Here is a 23,439-nt window from a genome sequence, read left to right on the forward strand (position 1 = left end):
TATGGCTAAAGCGAAAAAATATTTGTGGAGAATTTTCTTTATAGGACTGGGATGTGGCATTCTATTTATCCTCCTGATAAGCTGGGGTGTATTTGGGAAATTACCCTCACTTTCTGAGCTGGAAAATCCATCCATATTATCGGCTTCAGAGGTACTTGCCAGGGATGGAAGACTAATGGGGAAATACTATATCACCGACAGAACAAATGTTCCCTACAAAGATATTTCACCTAATGTGCTGAATGCGCTTGTTGCCACAGAAGACGAGCGCTTTTACAAGCATTCAGGTATTGACGGGCGAAGCCTTGCCAGGGCGGTATTTTATTTTGGCAGTGAAGGTGGTGCAAGTACCATTACACAACAGTTGGCAAAAAACATGCTTGGGCAAGGCAGCAAAAACACACTCTCCAGGATGATTGAGAAGTTGAAAGAAATGATCGTTGCCATTAAGCTGGAAAGAAATTTTACCAAGGAAGAAATCATTGCTTTATACCTTAATACAGTTGAATACAGTGATCATGTATATGGTATCAGGAACGCCTCCAGAACATTCTTTCAGAAAGAGCCCGACAGGTTGAGCGTTGCGGAATCAGCCGTTTTGATCGGGATGCTTAAAGCTACAGGTACTTATAACCCGAGAACAAACCCCAAACAATCGTTAGACAGAAGAAACACCGTAATAGACCAGATGGTGAGGAATAATTATATAACTGCTGCCGAAGCTGCTAAAATAAAAACTACGATCATTGATCTGAAATACGAAAAAATGACGCAGAACACCAACCTGGCTCCTTATTTTATTGATGTTTTGCGCAACGATCTGAGGAAATGGTGCAAAGAACATAAAAATCCAAAAACCGGTGAACCGTATGATATTTACAAAGACGGGTTAAAAATTTATACAACCATTGATCCCCGTATGCAATTGTATGCAGAGATGGCAGTGGCGAGACATATGCCAAATCTTCAAAAGGTTTTTGACAACCAGAAAAATATTAAAGATGGCAGTGTTTGGAAAACAAAAGATGGTAAAGCTGTTCTGGAAAAAGCTATGAAGTCGAGCGATCGCTGGCAAAAGATGAAGGATGATGACATTAAAGAAGCCGATATACGGAAGGCATTTAATGAAAAAACACAAATGAAAGTATTTGCATGGAACAGCAAGCGGGAAAAGGATACCGTAATGTCGCCACTGGATTCTATTAAATACTGCAAGCAGATGCTGCAGGCATCTTTTGTGATAACAGATCCGCTTACCGGGGAAGTGAGGGCATGGGTTGGCGGTATTGATTTCAAGACTTATAAATATGATCATGCCAACTATTCAACCAAAAGACAGGTAGGCTCTACATTTAAGCCTATTCTGTATACACTTGCCATCATGAACGGTTACACGCCTGAAACGCCTATTCCGCTCGACCCGGTCAATCTTGGCGGAAAGATAATTGCAGATAAAAAATATACAGGAACGCGTCCGCTGAGTTATTGTCTTGCAGCTTCCATAAATACTGCCGCTGCCAAATTAATGAATGAAATAGGTGTAAACAGAACGGTTGAATTTGCGCACCAGGCAGGTATACAAAGTAAAATACCTCCCTACCCTTCTATTGCGCTTGGCGCCGCAGATCTTTCACTGCTGGAAATGGTAGGCGTATATAGCATGTACCCTGGCGGAGGAATGCATACTGATCCCATTTATATTTCCAGGATTGAAGATCGCAACGGCAATGTACTGGAAGCTTTTAATACAACACATAAAGAAGTGATCAGCGAAGCTGACGCTTATATTATGACCAGGATGATGCAGGGTGTAGTAGATTTCGGTACGGGTAAATCTATGCGGAGCGCATATAACATAACAAGCGAAATAGCAGGTAAAACCGGCACCACCAACAATAACGCTGATGGTTGGTTTATGGGATTTACTCCTCAATTATTAGGTGGCGTATGGGTTGGAGCTGATGACCCGATATTGCGTATTTCAAACAACTATGTTGGACAGGGCGCCCAGATGGCAATGCCTATATGGGCCTATTTTTTCCAGGAAATATATAAGGATAAAACGCTGGGTATTGATCCGAAACAAAGATTTGTAGTACCGGCAAGCATCAAGAGTGAAATGATACAGGATTGGAGCGAACCTGCAACAGATACTCCATTTGTTGAAGGTGAGAATGCAGGACAGAGCGAATCCAACCAGTATATTGACGTTCCTGTTAGCGATGGAAGGGAAAGGGTTCCTACGGAATCCAAGCTTACTTCAGAAGAAGAAAGGATAAAAATGGAAGCGCAGGGCAATAAAAAAGAAGAAAAGAAAACTGATTCTTCAACCGGCGAAAAGAAAAAAGGCTTTTTTAAACGCCTGTTTGGAAAAAAAGATAAAAATTAGCAGCTACTGCTAAAACAAATGCTTTATCGTAATTGCCCTGGTACAATAATCTTATTCTCTTACTGCTTAATTGCCGCATGCACTTACTCTGCCAAAAGCAGCCAGCGTTTGTTGAAAAAGGCTGAGGCAAATGCTCCATATGATGTAATAGTTGTTCCGGGCATTCAATTTGAAAACAACCAGTGGGATACCGTTATGAAAGGACGTGTATACTGGTCAAAATTTTTGTTTGATAAAGGCATTGCCCAAAATATAATATACTCGGGCGCCGCGGTATATACACCATATTGTGAGGCAGAAATAATGGCCATGTACGCTGAAGCTATTGGTATTCCCAAAGCAAATATCTATACGGAAACCAAAGCAGAGCATAGCACTGAAAACATATTTTACGGGTATAAAAAGGCATTGCAACTCGGTTTTAAAAAAGTCGCGCTGGCATCAGACCCTTTTCAAACAAAAATGCTCAGGAAATTCATCCGCAAAAAAGTGAGTAAAGATGTTGCAATAATTCCTTTTGTAACTGATACTTTAAAAATGTTGCAGCCGGCTATGATCACTCCTTCTATTCCTTATGAAAAAGCATTTAAGGAAGATTTTATTTCAATAAAGGAAAGAGACAGCTTCTGGCGCCGGCTCCGGGGCACCATCAGGGGAAATATAGATACAACAGCCTATCGTTAGGGTAACATGAACTGATAGCTGACACAGCCTATAGCCCCCCGCTCACAATCCTGCGGTGATAATTAATTTGCCCGGTATGATAATTCAAATGCCCGAGCAGGTGCAACAAAAAGTAAGCTGTATTTGTTTTTTCATCAATTACAGGCAGTGGATAATCTTTTTGCAGATCATTTTTAGAGAGTTGTTCCAGTGTATCGGTTACTACCGCACGTGTAATTTCAATATCTTCCAATAGTTTGCCTCTTGGTACATTCTTCAAACGAAATTCCGCATCGCGGTTACGTACATAGCCAGAATCGCCCAGTACGGCGCCAATGTAATGCTGGAGGTTTCCGGTAAGATGAAGACAAAGATTACCGCCGCTGTTGGTAATGCCTTCTTTAACCTGCCACAATAATTCGTCTTTGGGATATAAAGTAATTTCTTCTTTTAGCTTATCGAGATCTTTCTGAAAAAGCGGAATAAGATGTAAAGTGATCATGATTTTTTCATTGATATACTGTGCGATTATGAACGCAATATCAGCATTTAAATTATCAGAAATAAATTTTTGTATTTACCTGTTTTGAACTTTATTTGAAAAATCCAGCTTTCAGCATTGATCATATGCTATTAAAATAAAAGTACTTTTCCGGAACGCCTTTTTCAATATTTATCCCGGCAAGTTTTTTACAACCATGAGTATTTATTAACAGAAACCATATTTAGTTCGTAAAAAGCAATACATGTTTTGAAAACCATTAAGAAGTTAAGGGTCATTAAGGCTTTTTACTTAATTTTCTTAATATCTTAATGGTTAATTATAAGAATTGATAGTATTCCCGGCTAATAAAAAAAATTGCCCGCTCTTTGTATTATTTAAAGAGCATTTAATAATGAAAAGAATTTCAGGCTTTCTGTTGCTTACCTGCTTAACTACATCAATATACGCGCAGTCTCCCGTAACTGAACAATCGCTTATTTTTACGTGATGGAAAATGGGCATTCCCTGGTAATGATATTGATGATGGGCGATACCGGTTAAGCCTGTATCTGTCTGACGATGAAGGGAAAACCTGGAAATGGAGAACCGCTATTGAAAATCATGAAAAAAACGAGGGCGGCTATTCTTATCCCTCACTTATACAGGGAAAAGATGGATTTTTGCACATGACATACTCTTATCATAACGACAAAAAAGTAAAATCTGTTAAATATGTTGTGGTAGATCCGGCAAGAATACTACAATAAATGCCGGTTTTATATTAAAACTGAGCTTTTATTATTAATAAACAGCCGTTTTTAAGCATAAAAAGCCTCCGAAAGCCTTGCCATTTCTGCATTTTTGCCTACCTTTGCCGTCCCAATTTTTTAAAAGCATTGGGTTTATATCATGTCAGATAATCAAATTGTTAACTCAAACGCTGATGTTCAGGAGGCTGCAACCGCACCTACAGCGATAACAAATCAACCTGCACAGGTACCGGCCGAACCGGAAACTGCTCACGACGATTTCGACTGGAGCATTGACAAACGCAACGTATCTTCTTATAAAAAAGAAGAAAAAGAAAAGTACGATGCAGTATACGAAAGCACTTTTAAGACCATTACAGATAATGAAATGGTGGAAGGTGTTGTGGTAGGCCTTACTAAAACCGATGTTGTAGTAAACATAGGTTTCAAAAGCGATGGATTGGTTTCATTGAACGAATTCCGCGATCTGCCAGGCTTGAAAGTAGGTGATACTGTTGAAGTAATGGTAGTAGAAAAAGAAGACAGGGAAGGACATCTTCATCTTAGTCGTAAACAGGCGCGTATTACACGTGCATGGGAGCGCATAGTTGAAATACACAAGACAGGCGAAGTAGTTACCGGTGTGGTTACCAGCAAAACAAAAGGTGGTTTGATTGTGGATGTGTTTGGTATGGAAACTTTCTTACCTGGTTCACAAATTGATGTTAAGCCTGTAACTGATTACGATCAGTTTGTTGGTAAAACAATGGAGTTTAAAGTGGTTAAGATCAACGAAACCATTAAGAACGCTGTTGTATCTCACAAAGCTCTTATTGAAAGCGATATTGAAGCACAACGCGCTGAGATCATCAGCAAGCTTGAAAAAGGCCAGGTACTTGAAGGTACTATCAAGAATATTACCGACTTCGGTGCATTCCTTGATCTTGGCGGCTTAGATGGTCTGTTATACATCACTGATATCAGCTGGGGCCGCATAAGCCATCCGAGCGAAGTGTTGAAAATGGATCAGAAATTAAACGTGGTTGTGCTTGACTTTGATGATGATAAAAAACGCATCAGCTTAGGCTTGAAACAACTTACGCCTCACCCATGGGATACATTGCCTGAAACCATCAGCGAAGGAAAAGTAGTAAAAGGAAAAGTAGTGAACATTGAAGATTACGGTGCTTTCCTTGAAATACTGCCTGGTGTTGAAGGTTTGGTTCACGTAAGTGAAATTACCTGGGCTAATACCCCTATCAATGCTAAAGAATTCTTCAAATTAGGTGATGAGCACGAAGCTAAGGTGGTAACGCTTGATAAAGATTCACGTAAGATGAGTCTTTCTATCAAACAGCTTACTCCTGATCCCTGGAATGAGATCGAAAGCAAATACCCGGTTGAAAGCCGTCATAAAGGACTGGTAAAAAACATTACGCCTTACGGTGTGTTTGTTGAGCTTGAGCCAGGTATCGGTGGCATGATCCACATCAGTGATCTTAGCTGGCTGAAACGCTTTAACCACCCGAGTGAGTACACTAAGGTTGGCAGCGAAATCGACATTATCATCCTCGGTATAGATAAGGAAAACCGCAAATTACAGTTGGGTCACAAACAGCTGGAAGAAGATCCCTGGAATGCATTACAGGATACTTTCGCTGTTGGAAGCATACACGAAGGCACTGTAATCAAGAAAGATGATAAAGGCGCAGTAGTTCAGTTACCTTACGGACTGGAAGGTTATGCACCTGCACGTCACCTCTTTAAAGAAGATGGCAAAACAGTTGGTGCAGATGAAACAATACAGTTTGTAGTGATTGAATTTGACAGGAACGAAAAACGCATACTGTTAAGCCATACACGCATTTGGGAACAGGCTAAGGCTGACGAAAAAGAAGCAGAGAATAAAGAGAGAAAAGCTGAAGCTGCTAAAACCAAAAAAGCAGTTAAAGACATCCAGGGCAAGGTTGAAAAAACCACACTCGGAGATCTTGGCGTACTCGCTGAACTGAAAAAGAAAATGGAGCAGGGCGGAGAAGAAAAATCCGCTGAATAAATTCCTGGCAGAGACAAAGCATGCTTTGTCTCTATCCACAAATAAAAAATCCGCCTGGTGTATAGCCGGCGGATTTCTTTATTTTAATAGTACCCCTCCTGTAATCCGTACACCAGTTACTTTTCATTAATGCGCGGGCAGATATTATCTTACCTTCGCCGCCACGTCTCCCATATAACCAAAAGTTGAGCATTAGCACAAAGCAGACGGGGACGTGGCGTATAAGCAGGGTTAATTCGAGATTACAAGCTATGCTGTTGTATTAGAAACCGGATTACAAAACTCACAACGTCCGGCTAAACACAATGCTGGTAGGAGACTGTAGTGAAGAAAAAAAGATTTTTTTATTTGTGGAAACAGGTTACAATAACGATATTTATTGCATTAACCCATTCAATTGCTCTTCTCCAAACTGCGCTAAACTTTGCAGTTTCAGATCAGCGGCATCCCATTTACCCGCATTAAAAACAGATGGCGCCGGCACTACCACACATTTCATGCGTGCCGCCTTAACCGCTATCATTCCGTTAAATGAATCTTCAAAACAAATACATTGAGATGGTGAAACGCCTAACTGCATGGCGCAATTAAGATATACTTCCGGATGCGGCTTACCATATTGTAATGCTTCGGCAGAAGTTATGCTACTCAGGTAGTGCCGGATATTTAATTTATCGGCAACAATATTTGCCAGCTTTATGGGCGAAGATGTAGCTATCGCCATCCTGAATCCCCTGTCTTTAAAAAAAGCAAATATTTCAGGTACCCCGGGCATAGCAACGCCATGTTTTTCAATTTTATCAATGGCTTTATTAATAATACCTGTTACCGCGTTGTTCGCATACTGTTCTTCTATCTTAAAAAAGTTGAACCAGTGCGCTATCCACTCCACAGTACGCAAACCCGTGGAACTATGGTACTGCTCAGGCGTAAGCTCAATATTAAATTCCTTTAAAAGCTCGGCTCCTGCTTCCTCCCATAAAGGCTCTGAATCAATAAGAAGCCCATCCATATCAAATATAACTGCATCTGATTTCATGGCGCAAATATATAACCAGGCAGCAGAATGCGGAGATTCTTTGGGCACATTTCGAATTTTCGAATATAGGTACTGCTGCGGCGGCACGAGGCATCTGCGCTCGCATTTTCCGCTACCAGTCAGTGTACCATCTACCGGAAAGTTAACGTCTGTGAAGGTTTGAAATGCACCCGATTCTTTTCTATTTGTTTCAGATATCAAGTCCCCTTATCAAACTGCTTTAATATTTTTTGAGCTCTCGACTTAAAAGCGGCAGTTTCATGAGGCATCTGATCCTGAATAGTAAGTTTTAACTCAGGTATGATTTCAGGATATTGCTTTGCAAGATTTGCAAGCACGGTTAAGCTGAAAGCCTTCACTGCAACCATCTCTTCCGGGTCAGCTATGTATTGAAAACATAGGTCCATTATCATGCCATGCAATGATTTTGGTATTTCAACAGCCTGTAAAAGCCTGATGGTATTTCTTCTTACAGCATTATGTATACCTGGTTTTTTCAGGTTCAGGATTATTTTTTTCAAATGCTTTTTAATGAGCTCAGGATGAGCGATTACACTATAGCTTAATGGCCATGCTGCTCTTTGCACAACGCGGTATTCATCATTAAAAAAAATAGCTATCAGCGCATCAAACCTCTTTTGATCCTTGCCGATATACTTTACAATGTATTCACATTGTTTTTTTGAATGTTCCTTTAAAATAGCTGCTTTTAAATCCATAATATTAACTCCCAATTTACGAAAACGATTGTGTGATTTTTTAAGATTATTCAATTTATAGCCGCGGGGTTTGTTGTTTTCCTATACTTTTAAATAATTTCGAATGATGCTTAAAAATGTACTTCAGGAATTTGGCCTTACCGCTCCGGAACTGGAAGTAATTCCTTTCGGGTCCGGATTGATCAATCATACCTGGAAAATAAATCAAAACAACGGCAAGGCTTATATTCTCCAACGGATCAATCATAATGTTTTTAAAGCTCCGCAAGACATTGCATATAACATACGATTGATAGGTTCCTATCTTGCAAAGCAATATCCCGAATACTTTTTTGTACGCAATGTATTTACAAATAAGGGTGATGATATTCATTTTGTAGAAGGAGAAGGGTATTTCAGGCTTGTACCTTTCGTAAAACAATCGCATACGGTAGATGTGGTTCAAACCCCCGGTCAGGCTTTTGAAGCAGCCAGGCAATTCGGAAGATTTACACATGTGCTGAATGATTTTCCCGTATCACAGTTAAAAGTAACCATTCCTGATTTTCATAATCTCACACTACGTTATAACCAGTTTATACAATCGTTGCAGAATGGAAATAAAGAAAGAATAACAGAGGCGCAGGAAGAAATTGCCTGGTTAGAGCAGAAACATTATATGGTGGAAAGGTTCGAAGCGATGAAAAATAACCCTGATTTCAAAATCAGGGTAACGCATCATGATACAAAGATCAGCAACGTATTGTTTGACGAGAATGATAAGGGCATATGCGTGATAGATCTCGACACCGTTATGCCGGGTTATTTTACAAGTGACGTGGGCGATATGATGCGTACCTGCCTGTCGCCAGTTAGTGAAGAAGAAAAAGATTTTTCCAAAATTGAAATACGAAACGAGTATTATAAAGCAATAGTACAGGGATACCTTGCCGGCATGGAAGGTGATTTAAGTGAAGCTGAATGCAAAAGCTTTTTTGACGGAGGTTGTTACCTGATATATATGCAGGCCTTACGTTTTATAGCAGATTATATAAACAATGATGTTTATTATGGATCAAAATACCCCGGGCATAATTTTGTAAGGGCAAAAAACCAGATTACTTTATTAAAGCGACTGCTTGAAAAAGAAGAAATGCTGAGAGCTATAGCGTAGCTATCCCTCCCGGCATCTTATTAATGTGTAAGGCGTATCATTATCAATGTGAACATCCACAGCCATGTCCGCAACTTCCATCTCCCTTGTGCTCGTGCTGATGGTGCGTATGCGCATTATGCACGTGCCCGTGTGAAATTTCTTCGGTGCTGGCCTCCCGGATATTTTTAATGGTTACAGCAAACTGCAATGTTCTTCCTGCAAAAGGGTGATTACCATCCAGGATGATCTTATCTCCATCAATATCCGTAACAATCAATTCCTGTCCATCGGAAGCCTGAACCATAGAACCCAATTGCAAACCATCTGCTCCTTCAGGAAATTGCTGACGGTTCACTTCAAACACCAGTTCAGGATTAAAGTCTCCATAAGCTTCACCGGGCGTAAGTGTTACTTTCTTTTCTTCAGCTATTTTCAAACCCGCAAGTGCATTTTCAAGTCCGGTAAGAATATTACCGTGACCATGCAGGTATTCAAGCGGTTCAAATTCCAGATTGCCGTCAACAATATTGCCGGCTTCATCGCTGGCGGTATATTGAATGCTTACTACCTTATCTTTTTCAACAACCATATTTTATTTTTATTGTGTTACTGTAAAATTGATCTTCCTTGCAAGCCAGCTTTGTTTTACAGGAATGATCCAGCTTTGTTCAAGCTCCTGTTTTGTTTGCACGGTATTATTGAAATATAATGTATCCGGTTGAACGAAACCATTTTCAGCCGCATACTGAATTTGCGGTAAAGGCAACAGTTCTATTTTATCATTTTTTATAAATGCCAGTAATTGCCTGTCGAATAAAGCAATATTGAACCGCTGCTCCAGGTCCTTTATTACTCTTACAGAGCTATCGGTACTGCAGCCGCTTACACCGGTTTGTGTTTCATCAGCCATCAATATAACAAATTGCCCGTAGAATATAGTTGCAAACCCTTTTACAGGCGAGCCATGTGCATTCCATTTACCAACAAATTCATTCAGTATTTCTTCTGTTGCCAATACTTCAGAAAGCATAAACTTCCTGTTTGCCTGGTAAATCCACACCCTGGAAAGGGGGTCAAAATCTTCGGGAAGTAATTGTTGATAGTGTAAATCCATCCTGCAAAAATACGGAAAGGATTGGAAAAGCCTATCGCGTGTACGTATTTCAAATTTTCAATGCATATTGGTTTGCGCCCCTTTGTTCCCACCACGAAGCAGAACAATAGTTAAAATACCTACAGGCTATTTGGCGGAGGAGTCCCGGTCTTCCTTTCAATTTCTACCAGTTCTGCCTTTCGCATTTCATCGCTGTTATATAACCCTTTTCCCAATAATTTAAGATCATCATTTGAAAACGTCTCAATCCGGTTCAGGTCAAATTCGTTTAAAAACACATCGCTCACATTCCAGGCACTCAGTTTGCCCCGGTAAAATGTCACTTCATCTTTGGTAACCTCAGCCACCCTGAAATACCTTACAGTTCGGTTATTGTTATAATCTGTATACCTGATTTTGTATATGTCGCCGGTGCTGGGCTGATTAAGCAACAGCGCGATGCTCTCCTTTCTTTCTTTGTTTACATAACGAATGTAAAAGAACAGGAATAAGCCTATCGCCAACGCAAGAATCAAAATGTTTTTTCCGTAACGCAAAAGATTTGAAATTTTAGATTTTAGGGTTTCCGGTTTTCTTTTTATATATGGTATCTTTCACATTTCCATACAATCGCATTTCCACATTCGCCCCACATTTTTAAATTCATTAATTCTCAAATTATTCCATCGCCATTGCTACTAACTCTGCAATATCCAGCACTTTAGTATCTTCTTCTTTCTCTTTACTTTTCACGCCATCCGTAAGCATGGTATTACAAAAGGGACAGGCAGAAGCAATAACTGCCGGATTAACACTCAGAGCCTCTTCTGTTCTTTCAGTATTTATTCTTACTGTTCCCTTCTCCTCCTCTTTAAACATTTGCGCGCCACCGGCGCCGCAGCATAAGCCTTTACTTTTGCAGCGTTTCATTTCAACCAGTTCGCTATCCAAAGCTTCCAGCACTTTTCTTGGTGCTTCATATATATTATTGGCGCGTCCCAAATAGCAACTATCGTGATAGGTGATCCGTTTCCCCTTAAAACCTCCCTCCTCTTTCATTTTTATCTTTCCTTCATCAATCAATTGCTGCAAAAATGTGGCGTGATGTATTACTTCGTAATTGCCACCCAGTTCCGGGTATTCATTTTTGAGTGTGTTAAAACAATGCGGGCAGGCAGTTACTATTTTCTTGATGTTATAATTATTCAACACCTGAATGTTCTGGTATGCCATCATCTGGAATAAAAACTCATTGCCGGCTCTGCGTGCAGGATCTCCTGTACAAAGCTCTTCCTTCCCCAAAACAGCATATTTAATGCCTGTTTTATTGAGGATAGTAGCAAACGCCTTAGTAATTTTTTGTGCACGCTGGTCAAAGCTACCGGCACAACCTACCCAAAAGAGTATTTCAGGATTCTCCTGGTTTGCAAATAATTCTGCCATTACCGGAACACGCATAGGCAATAATTTGTTTCAAAGCTAAACGAAATTTATTACTATCCTATTGCAACCGCTAAAGTTACCAGGGTAAACGCATCTAAATTAGTTTACGCTATTCACAAATGTGTATAACGAGGGGAGTTGGAAAAAGTCTGAAAAGTTATCCTGAAATGATTTTAGGATATGGACGAAGACCGATATATGCATTTAAAAAATGTTATCATTCTTTGATGACTTAACTGTTCCGAAAGTCGATCGCACTATATTACATTCCGTAAAAGATATAATTGGCATCACTATTTTATGCGGTAATAAGCGGCTGTGATGATTGGGATAAGATAGCGTTTTACAGACAACAGAAATCCGATTGACTTAAACAGTTTTTAGCATTGCCCAATAGCATTCCATCATATAATACCTTCAACCGTGTTTTTGCTGCTCCTGGTCTGCACGAACTCCGGCATTGCTTTATATCGTGGGTTCAGGGCCTTGCCCCAAATTACGAATACACCTGTTGTGAGCATTGATGGTAAACGGTTAAGCAATAGTGTAGTTGATGGCAAAAGGAATTCATACGTATGGTCTGCGCCTGGTGCAATGCCTGCAATATGGTTCTGGGTCAGGTAAAGACCGATGAGAAAAGCAATAAGATCACTCCTATTCCTGCATTGCTGGATTTATTAGCACTGGAAGAGGCTATTATTAACATAGATGCAATGGATTGTCGGCAACAAATTGCTGAAAAGATAATTGATCATAAAGCAGATTATATACTTGCAGTAAAGGAGAACAAGCCCCATTTACCTGATGATAATAAAAGAAGCCTTTGAACAAACAACTGAGCCTCCCGACCATTACAAAGACCATTTAAAAAAGCTAAACAAATTCAGACCTGATGAATATTTTGACCTGAAAGACTTTTTCAGGTCATAATTAATAAAATATTCAAAATCAACTTCCTCACCTCAAAATAATTTTGCTCTATATTTACCCTCTTTAACCAAACATTGAAAGAATGCCATCAGGTATTTTTGCCATTCTGGATGATATAGGCGCATTAATGGACGATGTAGCAGCAGCAAGTAAAATCGCTACACGTAAAACAGCAGGAATTTTAGGAGACGATTTAGCAGTGAACGCAGAAAAGGCCACAGGGTTTCTTGCCTCCCGCGAAATACCCGTGCTTTGGGCAATTACCAAAGGATCGTTTCTGAACAAGCTTATTATTGTTCCCATTGCCTTACTACTCAATGCTTTTTTTCCTGTTGCCATTAAAATAATTTTGGTGCTGGGAGGATTTTATTTAGCCTACGAAGGTGTAGAAAAAATTATAGAATACCTGTTTCACCGTTCACCTAAGAAACATTCTGTTATAGAGCAGGAAACAGAAGGCAATGCTGCAATCGCGGAAAAAAATAAAATAAAATCCGCTGTTACAACTGACTTTATTCTTTCGGTTGAGGTTGTAATTATAGCATTAGGAGCAGTTTCAGACAAAACACTGGCAATACAAATTATAGCTGTTTCTGTTGTTGCCATTCTTGCTACGATAGGTGTGTATGGACTGGTTGCATTGATTGTAAGAATGGATGATGCCGGCCATAAACTTATAAAACAGTCAAACGGCAAAGGAGCTTTATCGCAAGTTGGTAAATTATTAGTTAAATCGCTACCGGTTGTTATTAAGCTTTTAGCGGTTATTGGCACTATTGCATTATTGTTGGTTTCCGGAGGTATATTTGTTCACAACATTGATTACCTGCATCATGCATTTCCGGAGGTGCCGTCAATCATTAAAGAACCTGGCATTGGTTTTATTGCAGGGTTAATAGTGGTGATAATAGTGGCGGGGATAAAAAAAATCATTTCGGCTATCAGGAAGTAAGATTCACTTATAAAGCTAACTATAAATATGTCTCTGTTCATTTCCATATGTATTGGCATTGGGTTAGCTGCAAGCAGCGGCTTCAGGATTTTCATTCCCTTACTTGCTGCAAATATTGCAGCACTCACAGGTTTTCATCAGTTTGGTAATGGCTTTGAATGGCTGAATGGATGGACAGCATTCTACATTTTACTTACTGCAAGCATTGCAGAAATTGCCGCATATTATATTCCCTGGCTTGATAATGTTTTAGATCATATCGCAATGCCTGTTGCCGTTGCGGCCGGTACATTATTAAGTGCTTCATTTATATCTGCTGAGTGGGAGCCTGCGCTTAAATGGGGATTGGCATTATTGGCAGGCGGGGGTACTGCCGGTATTATTCATAGTGGCATGGGGCTGTTGCGTTTGGGCTCCACTGCAACTACAGGTGGACTAGGAAACCCGGTTGTTACCACGGCCGAAAATGGCGCATCAATCGGATTTTCGGTAATGGCATTACTCCTGCCTGTTTTAGCGATAATTGCAGTGCTGGTATTGCTTTTTTTTATTTTACGGAGAAAAAAACTGAAAGCCGGGATATGAGTCATTTCATGTCTCACAATAAAACATACATCATGTACATTATTTAGCCATATTTATTGTTATCACCGGCTCATTCATCTTTCTTTTACCCCGACGCCGTACGATACTCCTTTTGCGGTAAATTGATTTTATCCATGCTATCAGTCCGAAAATTATACCAGTCAGACCTACCGCGGCAATAATAACAGCAACAACTTCAGATCCGTTACAGGCTATACTACATGCTAATGCCGCCAGTAACGCCGTTAACACAACTCCTGAAAAAATAGCAAGAGCAAGCTTCCAACCTTTATTTTTTCCTGTTCCACTTTCGCCGGGCTTCGTTATTACTAATCGCTTTAGCTGCTTCTTCAATCCTGCTTTTAACTTCCGCCATTCTTTTATTGAAAGCTTTTCTTGCTTACCATCCTTACCAGGTACAACCACATTATTATTCCTTTCAGGAAAAACTATACTTGCATGGGCTGAATTATGCAATTGCGAAAACAAATTGGTATTAAATGTAATGATCAGTATAAAAAATGAGCAAAGCGCAATAATAAAATCGTTTATTTTCTGCCTGATATAATAACGGTATTCAAAGTAAACTTTCTTTTGTCGTTTATCGGGATAAATAAACACTGCAACAATGAAAAATAATAAAACAAGACTGAAAGCTTTATCAGAAAAATATATACCCTGCTCCTGCAATTGATTTCCTGTGTATAATGCTAAAAAGAAGAGCACGATTTTAATCAGCAGCATTATCAGCCGGGCTTGCACGGCATGATACATAGCCCATGAGGATATTTTTTTCATAAGCAACCATTTTAATTTCTTACCGGTAACTTTCCTTTTCTAATGTAAGCATAAAAAACAAAATTCCCATCTTTATAAAAACTTGCAGGGTTATTTACAATTGCACGGAATGGGTTGGGTGGAGATTACTATATTATCAAAATATCTTTCCTGATCCTTTACAGCACCTTTATTCCAATAGTTTTCAAAAAATATCGCATTGATCTTATAGCTGCCGGGTATATTATTCCAGTCTCCATGCCAGTTCAGATCATAGCTGCCGGCCTGCAAAACATCATCAATCCAAAATTCAAATATACCATCACTTTTACCGGGAGTATTCAATTTTACATGGGCTACAATACAATACCATTTACCTGCTTTAACATCACTAAAAATATCATTTACACCTCGCTTATTACCCAGCCAGCGCAGGTTCCTGAAATCATTATACCGCTGGGTTACCAGTTCCCCTTTATCATTTATCCCACTTGCGGGATCCATTACAAGATAATTATGATCAGCAACTCTTCCTCCAGACCATATATGTGCAATCATAGACTGCTGCCAGTTTCTCCCTGCAATAACAGTAGCCCTGGAAAGCTTATCCCCTCCTCCACCCTGCCAGTTGGGTTCAAATTTAATATCCATACGCCAGTATATTTCATCAAAATCTTTGTCAGGCATAGCGGCATGGCTCATATAAGGGTCAGGGGATCTGCCAATAGCTTTATGAAGTTTTCCTGCATCTACTTCTCCTTTCTGCCATCTTACACGCATTCCGGCACTTCCATTTCTCCCAGCATTCTCCATAAGTATAAAATCGCCATCATCATCATCGTATGCAAAATATCTTTCCCGCAAATCTTCCTTATTTTCAAAATCGTCACAAAATATTGTTCCTTCGGGAGCATTGCTGCAGGAAAAACAATCAGGTTGAGCATTAAGCCCTGCATTGATTAAATAAAGCAGATAAAGTACAAGATGATGCATGAATCTTTAATTTAAAAACAGCCTGGGTGCTTCTTAATTTTCTGAATGCCTTAAGAACCAATTATTATTTGCCATATCAATATAAATGCTTTAATTGTTAAAAAAAACTGTGATCCGATTTATTATTTTTTTTCTGCTTACTGCAATTTCAGGCTGTAAAACTACAGTCAGCTATTCCTCTAACGCCTCCCGCTTAATATACAATAATGATGGCAGTGAAATACTTGGGAACAATTGGTTTGATCAACGCCCGCTTACGATTGCAGATGTCAATCAATATGTAGATATGATCGCCCATTCACAGGTAACTACATTTATGATATGCTCAGGCAGTGATTTTTTTTATTACCCTTCAAAATATGGCAGGTTAATCGGCGATGATAAAAATGCAACATTGAGTTGTATAAATGATACTGCTCTATATAAAGCATTGCGAAGGTTTTATAACAATGCAGCAGCACTTGAAAAACAAGGCACTGATATTATTGAAGCCACAGTAAAGAGAGCTAAAGAAAAACAACTGGAAGCATTTATAACCTATAGAATGAATGATCTGCACTTTGCTGACACCAGCACTCATTGTTCACTCCAGTATAGTGATTTCTGGAGTGAACATCCAGAGTTCTGGACGAATGATACCACCTTAGCTGGCTGGAACAGCCGCAACGCGCTTGATTTTGCTCATAAAGAAGTTAGAGATCACAAACTGAACATCATAAGAGAACAACTGGAGAAGTACGGCGCATTAATTGATGGCTATGAACTGGATTTTATGCGTTTTATAGTGTATTTTAAAAAAAGTGAAGCAGAACAAAATGCACCGCTCATTACAGACCTTATCCAATCCGTAAAAAAAATCACAGATTCTGTTGGTAAAATTCATAACAAAAAAATATTACTTACCGCCCGTGTTCCCTCAACAATAAGCGATTGCAAAAAGAAAGGACTGGATGTACAAACCTGGGTGAAACTGGGATTAATAGATTTCATAACGCTTGGCGTGCATTGGAGAGGAGAGCCTGCCATGCCTGTAGCAAATTTCAAGAAAGCGGCAGGCCAGGCAATTCCTGTATATGCAACACTTGATGACGGAGGCTATAATCCCCGCGAAGTATACTCGCATGGCATGTATAGGGGAATGGCTTCCCATGCGCTTGCCCAGGGAGCGGCGGGTTTAAATTTGTTTAATTATTTTTTTACTGCTTACAATAAGGCTGGCGGTCAACTAACAACGGAACAGGGAACAGTAGTATGCAGGATTATTGCTCCTGAGTTATTACAGGAACTGGGCTCATTGAAAACATTAGAAAAACGAAACAAAATTTATACGTTGTCTGATGGTGCCACTTCATACGACTTAACGCCCAACAGCCCTTTACCATTAAAAATTCATTCAGATAATAAAGCGAATATTTTTGTTGGCGATGATGTTAAAAAGAACAAGCCAAAGGAAATTGTACTATTTGTAAGAACAGGCGATACGGATTCATGCTCTGTATCTGTAAACGGATATATATTGAAAGATACAAGTGCCGCATACCCGGAACTATACGACAGGCGGAAAGGATTAAGTAATGATCAGAAAGTTTGGGCATTTGCTGTACCGCACGATTATATAAAACAAGGTAACAACGAATTATTGTTCTCCTCCGCAAGTAACAATTTAATGGTGCTCCGCATTGAATTGGCATTGAATTACGGCGACATTAAAAACTATGGTTATTTTTAGTATACAATAAATGCACTATAACAATAATGACTAAAGCATTACTAACCGGGTACTGCCTGCTGATGTTGAGCATAACCTGCACTTACGGCAATACAGATAGCATTCCCGGCGTAAAAAAAATAAAGGACCTCATCATCTATAATGACGCTGCATTTTACTGTGCATTCCCTTCTGTTATAAAAAAGCCTGATGGAGAATTAATCGTTGCATTCAGGCGTGCGCCCAACCGGCTGATTTTTGGAGAGAAAGGCAACAATCATGTTGATCAAAACAGTTACCTGGTAATGGTTAGATCAAAAGATGGAGAAAACTGGTCAGCCAGCCCTGAACTGCTGTATGCACATCCATTTGGAGGGTCGCAGGATCCCTGCCTGCTACAATTAAAAGATGGAACAATATTATGTGCAAGCTACGGCTGGACACAGGTACGTGCCGATGGTATACCGAATTTGAAAAAACCCTACTTTGAAAACAGTGGGTATATTTTTCTTGGAGGCTATCTTACAAGATCAACAGATGGCGGCAAATCATGGAGCGATGCAATTTACCCATCGCATACAGCTGCTGAGATTCATTACAATGCTTATGGTCAAAAGCTGCCTGCATATAACCGTGGAGCAATGTATGAAGCAAAGGATGGAAGAGTGCTGTGGATAGTTGCCAGTTCAGACAGTGTAAAGAAAACATCAAATTATTTGCTAACGTCATCGGATAAAGGCTTAACCTGGCAATACAAAAGTGAAGTTGCCAAAGATCCAGCCATTTCCTTTAATGAAGCCGCTGTTTATGAAACACCCGGGGGAGATATCATTGGTTTCCTCCGCACTGCCAATTTTAATGATAATGCTGTTATAGCCCGTTCAAAAGATGGCGGCAAAACTTTCAAATGGGAGTCAATGGGTTTCCAGGGACATCCTTTAAATGCGCTGCGGCTTCCGGATAACAGGGTGCTGCTTACATATGGTTACAGGCATAAACCCTGGGGTATAAGGGCAAGAATATTAAATGCGGAATGCACTGATTTTAAAACAGCGCCTGAAATTATTTTACGTGAAGATGGCGGCAATGGTGATATCGGCTATACATGGCCTGTACTACTTGATAACAAACGAGTATTAATCGTATATTACTTTAATCAAGAAAACGGTATACGCTATATTGCAGGAACTATACTGGAAATAAAATAAACATATAAAAGCCTTAAAAGTTTAACTACAGCTATTTTTAGTAATATCATTCTGCTGAAATTTGCAAACGCTATGAAGCCTTTAATTATTTTGATCCTTGTTTTTGGGATTGCATTACTATCGGTAAAAACAATAAGTGGCAATTATGATCCTGCTTTTTCCGCAAGAATAGCTATGTCAGCAATGTTACTGTTTACCGCCATTGCCCATTTTGCATTTTCGAAAGGAATGGAAATGATGTTACCGGGTTTTATTCCCGCCAAAAAGGCTGTGGTGTATTTTACGGGGCTGATAGAGATAGCTGCAGCAATAGGTTTACAGGTATCAAACTTAATAACAACGACAGGCTGGCTCCTTATTCTTTTTTTTATACTGATTCTGCCTGCCAATATTTATGCAGCCATCAAGAAAGTAGATTATCAAAAAGCCACAGCAGAAGGAGCAGGAAAAAAATATCTTTGGTTCAGAATTCCCCTGCAAATATTTTTTATCGCATGGATTTATTTCTCAGCTATTGATTACCATTAATAATGCTGTTCGAACGTATCCGCCCATACATTACATATATTTTCCCGTGCATTTTATCCCTGATTAACCTCCAACTCACTTTCTCCCCAGCAAATACGTTGCTACATCTGCCAGTTGCTGCCCTGTTACGCCTGCCACTGCAGGTTCCGGCATCAGACTCTTATCCTGTTTTTTTCTTGAACTTATTTTTTCAACAGGAACAATATGCTGTTTTCCCGCCACATCTTTTATAGTGATGGATTGATTGTTCTCACTTATTAAAAAACCAAAGAAAGATTCTCCGTCTTTTATATTTACAAGCCAGGGCTCGTACCCCAACAATATTGCGCCGCTCGGATTGATGATTGCATCCAACAAACCAATCTTATCAAATTTCTTACCGATACTCGTTAACTCAGGACCAATATCATTACCTGTTTGCTGAATGCGATGACAGGAAGCACAAAATTCGGTGAATACTTTTTTCCCTGATTCCGCATCGCCTTTCAATACGGCAATCTCTTCAATCGGATATACTTTTTGCCCGCCGGGCTGTTTAAAATATTTACCAGCCTGTACTCTCACCGCAAGGTCGGGGTTCTTAAAAATGTATTCTTCCATCGGCGGAACAAGCAACTTAGGAAATTTATTATCAGCAGCCAGGCCTATCAGCATTTGTCCTCCTACAGAATCTCTTGCCATATCTCTTAACCTGTATCTCCTCGCATCAAATGACAGTCCCTCATCCAGCACCGCATGCATTTTCGCTTTCATTGTAGCTACTTTACGCTCATGCCCGGTATTTACATTTATTTTTTTCCAGTCAAGCAAATTATACCAGTCATTTCCCTGCCTGAACGAGAGCCAGTAGGAAGCCTGTTCTGCCACATCTTTCATCGTACTTTTGCTTAATGAGAACATTGTTTCAGCAGCTTTCTTGTCTTTCATAAAAGCAATAGCTGTAATAGCCGCCCTTCTTTCTTTAGCATCAAGCGTTGAATCTGTTGCTCTTTGCAAAAGATCGCCAAGCGCTGCCGCAGGATGCAAATCCCATGCTATGCCTGTCATCTTCCCGTCCCATTTACCGGGTGCTTTTCCTTCAGCAAACACTTGTTTTATTTCGGCATATAAGTCTTCCTCATGCCCTTTTACCGCAGCGGCAATTGTATTCAGGTACCATTTGTCTTCGCCATCATATTGTTTCAGCAGTTCGATAAGAACTGGTTTCGTTCTATCAAACGATAGATCACGTATAGCAACTGCCACCTCTCTTCTCACTAATGCAGAAGGATCGCTTTGCAATTGCAAAGCATAAGGCAATATATCAGGTACGGCTACACGAAGCGACCTGAACGCAGTAACGCGTATCATTTCATTGTCACTCTTTAGCAGTTGTTCTGTTTCAGCAACACCCTTCGTTCCGAGCTGCGGCAACAACCAAACGGCCCTTGCCTGTATGTATGGATTCTCATCTTTCAGTAATGCCTTTACCGGTTCAATCACTGATTCTCCTTGTTTCTTCAACGCGGTAAATGCCAGATACCGTACGTTGATAGCCGGATTCCGGAAGGCAGCTATCTGTCCTTCCGTATTACTCAAATCAATATTGGGTGTAGTAAGTTTTTTATTTTTGGGTGTGATGCGGTATATTCTTCCAAAGCCTGTAGTATCCTTCATCTGGTGACCGCCCACCACTGGATCATACCAGTCGGCAATATAGATAGCGCCGTCCGTTCCTATCGCTACATCACTTGGCCTGAACCATTTTTCCTTATGCGTATTTGCAGCGCTGTCATTCCACACATACATAGGATTATCATCACTGAGAGAAGTAATAAAATTGGTTCTCTTACCTGGCAAAAAACCTGACTTTTCCCGAATAGGGAGATACCCGAAAATCACATTTCTTCCGGCATCAGCACTCATCAGCATACCGCGGTACGCAGCACCTAAAGCATCACCTTCATTCAGCACTATTCCTGTAGGCGCTCCTGCCCCGCTCCTGTCGCCCACCGGCATTACACCCGGATCTTCCTGGTGCCAGTGCGCTGTAAATATATCCTGGTCGGGCCGTTGATCTGCCTGCCATGATCTTGTGCCATCAGTACTAAAAAAACCCGCATTACCACCTTCCATCAACCATGATACACGACAAGCCGCAACTTCATCATCATTATCATTCTGCCATATATTACCATAAGAATCCATTGTAAGCTCATAGGCGTTCCTGAAATTATGCCCGACCACTTTTAAACCCGCACCATCAGGTTGTATGCCCAAGGCAAGACCTCCCACCCAAACTTTACCGTCATCACTTTTCATATTGCCTTCATTCTTTTTATTATAAGGCGTGCCGCCGGTATAAATACTTCCTGACCGCAACGTCCATCCATTCTTATCCGTTACAATATGCGGACCTGCATTACCGGTATTAAAATACCAGTTCCCGTCCGGTCCGGCAAGCACCGCATGCAAAGAATGATCATGGTCTTTTCCACCAAAACCTGTGAGAAAAATTTCTTTCTTATCAGGAATATCATCGCCATTATCATCGGTATAAACAATGATATTCGGCGCACATGATACATATACTTTATTACCTATCACAGCAATGCCCAACGGCGCCACCAGGCTGGTATCCTGCACAAATAATTTAGCAGTATCTGCCACGCCATCGTGATCGGTATCTTCCAGTATCATTACCCTGTCGCCTTTAGCGTGATGAAAAAATTTAGTGGAATCATTGTTGAAATTCCTGTAATTCACCGCTTCGGTTACCCACACTCTGCCTCTCGCGTCAATATCAATATTGGTAGGATTAAAAAACATGGGAGATTCAGCCCACAAAGTAGCTTCAAGATCATCAGGAAGATAAAAAGGTAAATCTGTTTTGGCTTTCGTTGAGGGCTGTTTACAACTTATACTTATTAATAAAAAAAATACAGCGAAAAGAGGCAAGCGTTTAAAAATCATTTATAAAATAATTTACGTAAGTAAGCGAGATTATGTTTATAACTTAAAACGGTTTCCGCGCCTTTGGGTATGGCGCCTTCAATCTGCATCCAGCCATTACCGGTATAATTCATTGCATATACGGCATCAGCAACGCCATTCCAGTCTACACTTCCTTTGCCCAGTAAAAAGCCATTTTCTTTCATATGCAGTTCACACACTTTGTCTTTCCCCAATTTTTTAAATTCAGCTACAGGATCAAAACCGGCATCAGCCGTATTCCTGAAATCAAAATATACTTTCAGGTTCTTAGACCCTACAGCATCCATTATTTCTTCGTGTTCTTTTGCATTGAGATAAGATTCGATGCCCAATATCACGCCTGTTTCTTCTGCAAGCGGCATTACTGCTTTAAGGTGTTGTATTGCTGCTTCCTTTCTTGATGCGTCATTGCGCAGATCACTCGCATTAAAAAATGCCAGCAACACTACTTTGGTATTAAGATTTTTAGCTGCTGTTATCGAATACTTTATCCAATCCTGTGTGCGCGGATCGCTGTGAAAAGGATATTGATTAAAGAGCCCCAGTGCAAGACTTGAAACAATAATGCCTGTTCGCCCGGATGCTTTTTTATATGCCTCCTGCACTTCTTTGTGGCGTATATGCAGGTCGTTATCAGGACCACCCATATTTACCATAATACCATCTAAACCAATTTCTTTTGCTACATCAAAAGCTTCCACATTACTGCTCTTGCCAATAGACCAGTCGCATGCGCCAATTTTAATTGCAGGCATTGACGATGCAGCCATCAGGGTTTTAAAAACACCTGTTTGCATCAGCGACGAAAGCAGCAACGATTTCTTAATAAGCAGGCGACGTGAATACATGGCTTTAGGTTTTGAGGTTTGGGCTTTGGGCGGTCAGGTATCAGCTTTCAGGTATCAGCATCCAAGAAGACCCGCAACTTAAAACCTGTCACCACTGATCGCCCAAAGCTGATAGCTGACGGCTGACAGCTCATAGTCCAATAATTAAATATATCAATTTTTACCGG

22 protein-coding genes are annotated in these 23,439 nt (G+C 40.2%); 11 read left to right on the forward strand and 11 right to left on the reverse strand.

Going from position 1 to position 23,439, the window contains the following annotated elements; all coding sequences use genetic code 11:
- Position 1 precedes the first annotated feature (1 nt).
- Positions 2 to 2,389: a penicillin-binding protein 1A gene (locus DC498_RS22330; protein ID WP_116876383.1), complete on the forward strand. Its 2,388-nt coding sequence runs from the start codon at positions 2 to 4 to the stop codon at positions 2,387 to 2,389.
- A 108-nt stretch (positions 2,390 to 2,497) separates the two neighbouring features.
- Positions 2,498 to 3,073, forward strand: a complete 576-nt coding sequence (locus DC498_RS22335; RefSeq protein WP_206197726.1) for a YdcF family protein — start codon at positions 2,498 to 2,500, stop codon at positions 3,071 to 3,073.
- A gap of 28 nt (positions 3,074 to 3,101) precedes the next feature.
- Here the strand turns inward: DC498_RS22335 and DC498_RS22340 are convergent, their stop codons facing one another.
- Positions 3,102 to 3,554: a DinB family protein gene (locus DC498_RS22340; protein WP_116876385.1), complete on the reverse strand. Its 453-nt coding sequence runs from the start codon at positions 3,552 to 3,554 to the stop codon at positions 3,102 to 3,104.
- Positions 3,555 to 4,018: 464 nt separating this feature from the next.
- On the opposite strand from DC498_RS22340, the gene DC498_RS26840 reads away from it, so the two are divergent.
- Together DC498_RS26840 and rpsA are read left to right on the forward strand one after the other, a co-directional pair.
- Positions 4,019 to 4,303, forward strand: coding sequence for an exo-alpha-sialidase (locus DC498_RS26840; protein WP_116876387.1), 285 nt, complete (start codon positions 4,019 to 4,021; stop codon positions 4,301 to 4,303).
- Positions 4,304 to 4,445: 142 nt separating this feature from the next.
- Positions 4,446 to 6,341, forward strand: coding sequence for a 30S ribosomal protein S1 (rpsA, locus tag DC498_RS22355; RefSeq protein WP_116876388.1), 1,896 nt, complete (start codon positions 4,446 to 4,448; stop codon positions 6,339 to 6,341).
- A 376-nt stretch (positions 6,342 to 6,717) separates the two neighbouring features.
- Here rpsA and hxpB read toward each other — a convergent pair whose 3' ends face one another.
- Both hxpB and DC498_RS22365 read right to left on the reverse strand, forming a co-directional pair.
- Positions 6,718 to 7,380 (reverse strand): hexitol phosphatase HxpB, encoded by a 663-nt coding sequence (gene hxpB / locus DC498_RS22360; RefSeq protein ID WP_133176948.1) that lies wholly within the window; start codon positions 7,378 to 7,380, stop codon positions 6,718 to 6,720.
- A gap of 197 nt (positions 7,381 to 7,577) precedes the next feature.
- Positions 7,578 to 8,099: a hypothetical protein gene (locus DC498_RS22365; protein WP_116876390.1), complete on the reverse strand. Its 522-nt coding sequence runs from the start codon at positions 8,097 to 8,099 to the stop codon at positions 7,578 to 7,580.
- Between the two features lie 103 nt (positions 8,100 to 8,202).
- Here DC498_RS22365 and DC498_RS22370 point away from each other — a divergent pair, with 103 nt between their 5' ends.
- The gene (locus tag DC498_RS22370; protein ID WP_240628077.1) at positions 8,203 to 9,252 is read left to right on the forward strand and encodes a phosphotransferase enzyme family protein; all 1,050 of its coding nucleotides are present in this window, start codon (positions 8,203 to 8,205) and stop codon (positions 9,250 to 9,252) included.
- A gap of 43 nt (positions 9,253 to 9,295) precedes the next feature.
- Here the strand turns inward: DC498_RS22370 and DC498_RS22375 are convergent, their stop codons facing one another.
- From DC498_RS22375 to DC498_RS22390, 4 genes are all read right to left on the reverse strand, one after another.
- Entirely contained in the window at positions 9,296 to 9,823 is a 528-nt protein-coding gene (locus DC498_RS22375) for an FKBP-type peptidyl-prolyl cis-trans isomerase (protein WP_116876391.1), read from the reverse strand.
- A 9-nt stretch (positions 9,824 to 9,832) separates the two neighbouring features.
- Positions 9,833 to 10,348, reverse strand: coding sequence for a hypothetical protein (locus DC498_RS22380; RefSeq protein WP_116876392.1), 516 nt, complete (start codon positions 10,346 to 10,348; stop codon positions 9,833 to 9,835).
- Between the two features lie 119 nt (positions 10,349 to 10,467).
- A complete protein-coding gene (locus tag DC498_RS22385) occupies positions 10,468 to 10,884 on the reverse strand; it encodes a hypothetical protein (RefSeq protein WP_116876393.1) in 417 nt (138 codons plus the stop codon).
- Between the two features lie 121 nt (positions 10,885 to 11,005).
- On the reverse strand, positions 11,006 to 11,785 hold the full coding sequence (locus DC498_RS22390; protein WP_116876394.1) for a (Fe-S)-binding protein: 780 nt from the start codon (positions 11,783 to 11,785) through the stop codon (positions 11,006 to 11,008).
- A gap of 554 nt (positions 11,786 to 12,339) precedes the next feature.
- Here DC498_RS22390 and DC498_RS22395 point away from each other — a divergent pair.
- The 3 genes from DC498_RS22395 (at position 12,340) to DC498_RS22405 (ending at position 14,237) form a co-directional block, all read left to right on the forward strand.
- Complete coding sequence (locus DC498_RS22395) at positions 12,340 to 12,597, forward strand: ISAs1 family transposase (RefSeq protein ID WP_255415859.1); 258 nt, start codon at positions 12,340 to 12,342, stop codon at positions 12,595 to 12,597.
- 185 nt (positions 12,598 to 12,782) lie between these two features.
- Complete coding sequence (locus DC498_RS22400; RefSeq protein WP_116876396.1) at positions 12,783 to 13,652, forward strand: DUF808 domain-containing protein; 870 nt, start codon at positions 12,783 to 12,785, stop codon at positions 13,650 to 13,652.
- 27 nt (positions 13,653 to 13,679) lie between these two features.
- Complete coding sequence (locus DC498_RS22405; protein ID WP_206197727.1) at positions 13,680 to 14,237, forward strand: DUF4126 domain-containing protein; 558 nt, start codon at positions 13,680 to 13,682, stop codon at positions 14,235 to 14,237.
- Between the two features lie 39 nt (positions 14,238 to 14,276).
- On the opposite strand, the gene DC498_RS22410 is transcribed toward DC498_RS22405, so the two are convergent.
- Both DC498_RS22410 and DC498_RS22415 read right to left on the reverse strand, forming a co-directional pair.
- The gene (locus DC498_RS22410; protein WP_116876397.1) at positions 14,277 to 15,035 is read right to left on the reverse strand and encodes a hypothetical protein; all 759 of its coding nucleotides are present in this window, start codon (positions 15,033 to 15,035) and stop codon (positions 14,277 to 14,279) included.
- Between the two features lie 90 nt (positions 15,036 to 15,125).
- Positions 15,126 to 16,007, reverse strand: a complete 882-nt coding sequence (locus tag DC498_RS22415) for a hypothetical protein (protein ID WP_116876398.1) — start codon at positions 16,005 to 16,007, stop codon at positions 15,126 to 15,128.
- A gap of 109 nt (positions 16,008 to 16,116) precedes the next feature.
- On the opposite strand from DC498_RS22415, the gene DC498_RS22420 reads away from it, so the two are divergent.
- The 3 genes from DC498_RS22420 to DC498_RS22430 all read left to right on the forward strand — a co-directional run bounded on the left by DC498_RS22420 (position 16,117) and on the right by DC498_RS22430 (position 19,451).
- The gene (locus tag DC498_RS22420; RefSeq protein WP_133176949.1) at positions 16,117 to 17,736 is read left to right on the forward strand and encodes a hypothetical protein; all 1,620 of its coding nucleotides are present in this window, start codon (positions 16,117 to 16,119) and stop codon (positions 17,734 to 17,736) included.
- A 26-nt stretch (positions 17,737 to 17,762) separates the two neighbouring features.
- Positions 17,763 to 18,923: a sialidase family protein gene (locus DC498_RS22425; RefSeq protein ID WP_116876400.1), complete on the forward strand. Its 1,161-nt coding sequence runs from the start codon at positions 17,763 to 17,765 to the stop codon at positions 18,921 to 18,923.
- A gap of 72 nt (positions 18,924 to 18,995) precedes the next feature.
- A complete protein-coding gene (locus DC498_RS22430) occupies positions 18,996 to 19,451 on the forward strand; it encodes a DoxX family protein (protein WP_116876401.1) in 456 nt (151 codons plus the stop codon).
- A gap of 75 nt (positions 19,452 to 19,526) precedes the next feature.
- Here DC498_RS22430 and DC498_RS22435 read toward each other — a convergent pair whose 3' ends face one another.
- Positions 19,527 to 22,403, reverse strand: a complete 2,877-nt coding sequence (locus tag DC498_RS22435; RefSeq protein WP_116876402.1) for a PVC-type heme-binding CxxCH protein — start codon at positions 22,401 to 22,403, stop codon at positions 19,527 to 19,529.
- On the reverse strand, positions 22,400 to 23,272 hold the full coding sequence (locus DC498_RS22440) for a sugar phosphate isomerase/epimerase family protein (RefSeq protein ID WP_116876403.1): 873 nt from the start codon (positions 23,270 to 23,272) through the stop codon (positions 22,400 to 22,402). Before DC498_RS22440 ends, DC498_RS22435 begins: the two co-directional genes overlap by 4 nt.
- Positions 23,273 to 23,439: the final 167 nt, after the last annotated feature.

The sequence above is a fragment of the Terrimonas sp. genome, from assembly GCF_003075435.1.
GTDB lineage: Bacteria > Bacteroidota > Bacteroidia > Chitinophagales > Chitinophagaceae > Agriterribacter.